At 34.6% G+C, this 4,408-nt stretch carries 5 protein-coding genes; 3 read left to right on the forward strand and 2 right to left on the reverse strand.

Annotated features, from left to right (window positions below):
• The first annotated feature begins 114 nt into the window (after positions 1–114).
• Positions 115–1,065, forward strand: coding sequence for a metal ABC transporter substrate-binding protein (locus AC1DJR_RS18485; RefSeq protein ID WP_477003206.1), 951 nt, complete (start codon positions 115–117; stop codon positions 1,063–1,065).
• 138 nt (positions 1,066–1,203) lie between these two features.
• Complete coding sequence (locus tag AC1DJR_RS18490) at positions 1,204–1,674, forward strand: GNAT family N-acetyltransferase (protein ID WP_477003207.1); 471 nt, start codon at positions 1,204–1,206, stop codon at positions 1,672–1,674.
• Positions 1,675–1,811: 137 nt separating this feature from the next.
• On the opposite strand, the gene AC1DJR_RS18495 is transcribed toward AC1DJR_RS18490, so the two are convergent.
• Positions 1,812–2,762, reverse strand: a complete 951-nt coding sequence (locus AC1DJR_RS18495) for a CobW family GTP-binding protein (RefSeq protein WP_002086082.1) — start codon at positions 2,760–2,762, stop codon at positions 1,812–1,814.
• Between the two features lie 166 nt (positions 2,763–2,928).
• Between AC1DJR_RS18495 and AC1DJR_RS18500 the strand changes: the two genes are divergently transcribed.
• Positions 2,929–3,831, forward strand: a complete 903-nt coding sequence (locus AC1DJR_RS18500; RefSeq protein ID WP_477003208.1) for an aldo/keto reductase — start codon at positions 2,929–2,931, stop codon at positions 3,829–3,831.
• Positions 3,832–3,855: 24 nt separating this feature from the next.
• On the opposite strand, the gene AC1DJR_RS18505 is transcribed toward AC1DJR_RS18500, so the two are convergent.
• A partial coding sequence (locus AC1DJR_RS18505; RefSeq protein ID WP_477003209.1) for a GNAT family N-acetyltransferase occupies positions 3,856–4,408 on the reverse strand: 553 nt, incomplete at its 5' end.

Consider the following 4,408-nt stretch of genomic DNA (forward strand, 5'->3'; position numbering starts at 1 on the left):
GTATTATACTAGGTTCGCAAACTAAAACGTAATTATTCCGTTTTGCATTAAAACGATATTTTCTTCTTACATTTGGAGAAAATATAAGAAGAAAAAAGAAAAGAGGAGAATTATATGCCTAAAAAATTAGCTCTATTTTCATTTATACTTATTTTCACACTCATCTTTGCTGGATGTTCTAACAACAAAGATAGTGCAGCGAAAAAAGATGGGAAACTTTCTGTTTATACAACCATTTTCCCACTCGCTGACTTTGCAAAAAAAATCGGTGGTGATTATGTAAATGTAGAAACAATTTACCCACCTGGTGCGGATTCTCATACATTTGAACCGAGTCAAAAGCAGACTGTACAAGTTGCGAAAGCCGATTTATTTGTTTATAATGGCGCAGAATTAGAACCATTTGCCGAAAAAATGGAAAAATCATTAAAAAAAGAAAACGTAAAAACTGTAAATGCATCTAAAGATATCGAACTTCGTGCTTCATCTGAAGAAGAGCAGCACGATCATGGAGACGGTCATAAAGAAGATGAACATCATCATGATAAAGACCCACACGTTTGGATAGATCCTACTCTTGCGATGAAACAAGCAGAAAAAATTAAAAATGCACTTGTAGAATTACAGCCTGAACATAAAAAAGAGTTCGAAAAAAACTTTGCAGCACTACAAACAAAATTTACTGATTTAGATGATCAATTTAAAGCTGTCGTTGCAAATGCAAAAACGAAAGAAATATTAGTTTCACACGCAGCTTATGGCTACTGGGAACAACGATACGGTTTAAAACAAATCCCAATCGCTGGAATTTCAGCATCTGATGAACCATCTCAAAARCAGCTKGCTGACATTACAAAAACAGTAAAAGAGCACGGTCTAMAATATATTTTATTTGAAACATTCTCCACTCCAAAAGTAGCATCAGTGATTCAAAAAGAAACTGACACAAAAATTTTACGTTTAAATCACCTTGCTACTATTTCTGAAGATGATGCTAAGAACAATAAAGATTACTTTACTTTAATGGAAGAAAACGTAAATACTTTAAAAGAAGCAACAAACTAATCAACTATATTTTCTAGGCAGCTGAATATGTCATTCAGCTGCCTTTTTATGTATTTATCCTTGACTTGATCGAAATAACAAGTAGAATTATCCATATTAGCTTGTAAGCTATACTAATTTAGAAGGTGAGTTGGAACTATGAATCTTCACATTTGTGAAGTAACAGCAAATAATTGGCGTTCAGTTGCTGCTTTAGACGTAGCAAAAGACCAGCAGCAGTTTATTGAAATCAATGCGTTTTCTTTAGCGGAATCATTATATGAAGAAAACGGAACGTCAGTAGGCTTATATGACAAAGAAACACTCGTTGGATACGCAATGTACGGTTGGTATTCCCAAAAACATGAAAGTGTATGGTTAGATCGTTTTATGATTGACCAACAATTTCAAGGAAAAGGATACGCAAAACGTTTCCTTCGCATACTCATTCAATTCTTACAAGAAAAATTTGAATGTAAAATAATTTATTTAAGTTTACATCCTGACAACAAACTCGCAATGGGACTATATGAGTCATTTGGCTTCCGTTTAAATGGTGATATTGATGAYGAAGGYCCAGTTGTAGGTGTTGTAATGGAATTACTTATAGATGAAAATACAAGCCTGTGAAAACAGGCTTTTTATTATGCATTTATCAATGTTATGTTTTCTATTTTTAGTTTCTTTCCCTTATATACTTCATTTTTGTAATCTAGTATTATCTCATTAAAATGCTCATAAAAAATAAGCCTGCGATTTACGCAGACTTATTTCACACATTCTTCAAAATGTTCTTGGAACCATTCTTTATTAATATCTCTTCCGATGAAAACTACTTCGCTTACTCGCTCTTCGCCCTCTTGCCACTCTCTATCGTACGAAGCAGCAAATAACGTATGCACACCTTGGAAAACAATACGTTTATCTACTCCATCAATAGATAAAATTCCTTTGTAGCGATATAAATGCTCCCCTAGTTCTTGAACGACAGCTGACATCCACTCATTCAATTTTTGTAAATCTAACGGACGTTCTTCACGTAGTACAAACGATTTTACACCTTCTAGATGGTTATGTTCTGTATGAGGGTAAATTTGCAGCGTATCTTTCGTTTTAAACGTTTGAATTTGTAATAACGATGGAATATCTACCTCACAGTTAGTCGCCTCGATTAACTTTGCAGTCGGGTTAATTCCTTGAAGTTCATGCAAGAGATTTTCTTTCTCATTTTCTTCAATTAAATCTAATTTATTAACTAACACAACATCAGCAAAGGCAATTTGTTCTTTTGCTTCTAGTCCCTTTTCAAAATGTTTATGTATATGATAGCTATCTACAACTGTTACAACACCGTTAATTTGATATGCAGATTGAATAACTGGATCTAAAAAGAAAGTTTGAATAATCGGACCTGGATTTGCAAGACCTGTTGTTTCAATTACTAATCCATCAAAGTCCATTTTCCCTTCTGCTTTCACATCCAGTAATTGTTTTAAAGCAACAAGTAAATCTTCACGCACAGTACAGCATAAACAACCGTTTGTCATTTCCATAATTTCTTCTTCAACRTTCATAATYAATTGATTATCRATACCAATTTGCCCTATTTCATTTACAATCACTGCTAATTTCTTGCCGTGATCCTCTGATAAAATTCGATTTAATAATGTCGTTTTCCCTGATCCAAGAAAACCAGTTAATATTGTTACTGGAATCATCCCTTACATCTCCTTATAGCTCTATGTTTCTACATTATAGCATATAGAAAAAATCGTTTTTGTAGCAAAACATATTTATTGTATGTACGACCCTGTAACTATATAATAATACGTAGTAAGAAAGCCTTTTCAAAAATATTATTCATTCATATAGGGGGTACTTATAGTGGAACGAGTTCAAATGGCCGAAACGCTAGAATTTTCTCGTATTATTCAAGGTTTTTGGCGTTTAGCAGAATGGAATATGCCAAAGCAAGAGTTACTTTCTTTTATTGAAGACTGTATGGATTTGGGGATTACTACTTTCGATCACGCTGATATTTATGGTGGGTATACGTGTGAAGGATTGTTTGGAGAAGCGTTACAATTAAAGCCTTCCTTACGCGAAAATATGCAAATCATCACTAAATGTGGAATCGCTCCCCCATCACCTAAATTTCCAGAGCGATATGTTGCTCACTACAATACGAGTGCTGAACATATAATAAAAAGCGCGGAAGATTCATTACAAAACTTACATACAGATTATATTGATGTATTGCTCATCCATCGYCCAGATCCATTTATGGATCCAACTGAAGTGGCAGAAGCGTTCTCACGCTTAAAGCAAGAAGGCAAAGTTCGCCACTTCGGTGTATCTAACTTTTTACCTTCACAATTTAATATGTTAAGTTCGTATTTAGATTTCCCACTCATTACAAATCAAATTGAAGTATCTGCGATGCAAATCGAGCATTTTGAAAAAGGTACGATTGATTTATGCCAAGAAAAACGAATCAATCCAATGATTTGGTCACCTCTTGCTGGTGGAGAAATCTTTACTGGCCAATCAGAACGCGCCGTACGTGTACGTGAAACTTTACAAAAAGTTGCTACTGAACTAGGTGTTACTAGCATCGATACTGTTATGTATGCATGGTTACTCGCTCATCCAGCTAACATGATGCCAATCGTTGGCTCTGGTAAATTAGATCGAGTAAAAACGGCTGCAATGGCRACAAAAGTTAATTTAGACCGCCAACAATGGTTTACAMTTTTCGAAAGCTCTAATGGACATCCTGTACCATAATAAACAAAAAGAAGAGCTGTTTCTTTACAGCTCTTCTTTTTCATATRTATTTCTCGTCATTGCAAATACACACATATCCCTTAATCCATTTCCATCCACCGCAACACTCGCGCTTTCTAAAGTACCCTCTAATTTAAATCCTAATTTCTCAGGTATCGCTCTACTCTTCTTATTTAGAGAATCACAACGAATTTCTACGCGGTTTGCTTTCAATTCAGTGAAAGCATAATCTGTTATACCTTTTGCAGCCTCTACCATATAGCCCTTTCCACTAAACCTTGAATCAATCCAATACCCGATTTCAAATTGAGGTATATCCCAATTAATACGATGTAATCCGGCAGATGCAATAAATTCACCTGTTTCGTTCGAAAAAACTAGTAGTCTCAAATCTTCACGCTGCAAAAATTGAATATGCGATTTTCTAATACTCTCTTCTATTTCTTCCTCTGTTTGCTCTTTTTGTGCAAAGACCATCCAAGGTTTTAATTCTTGTATTGAAGCTTGAATTGCGTCATATACAACTTTACCATCACCTGGTTTTGGCATTCGAATAAAAAGCCTGTCAGTATAAAAT

The sequence above is a fragment of the Bacillus sp. 05T31 genome (assembly GCF_056396725.1).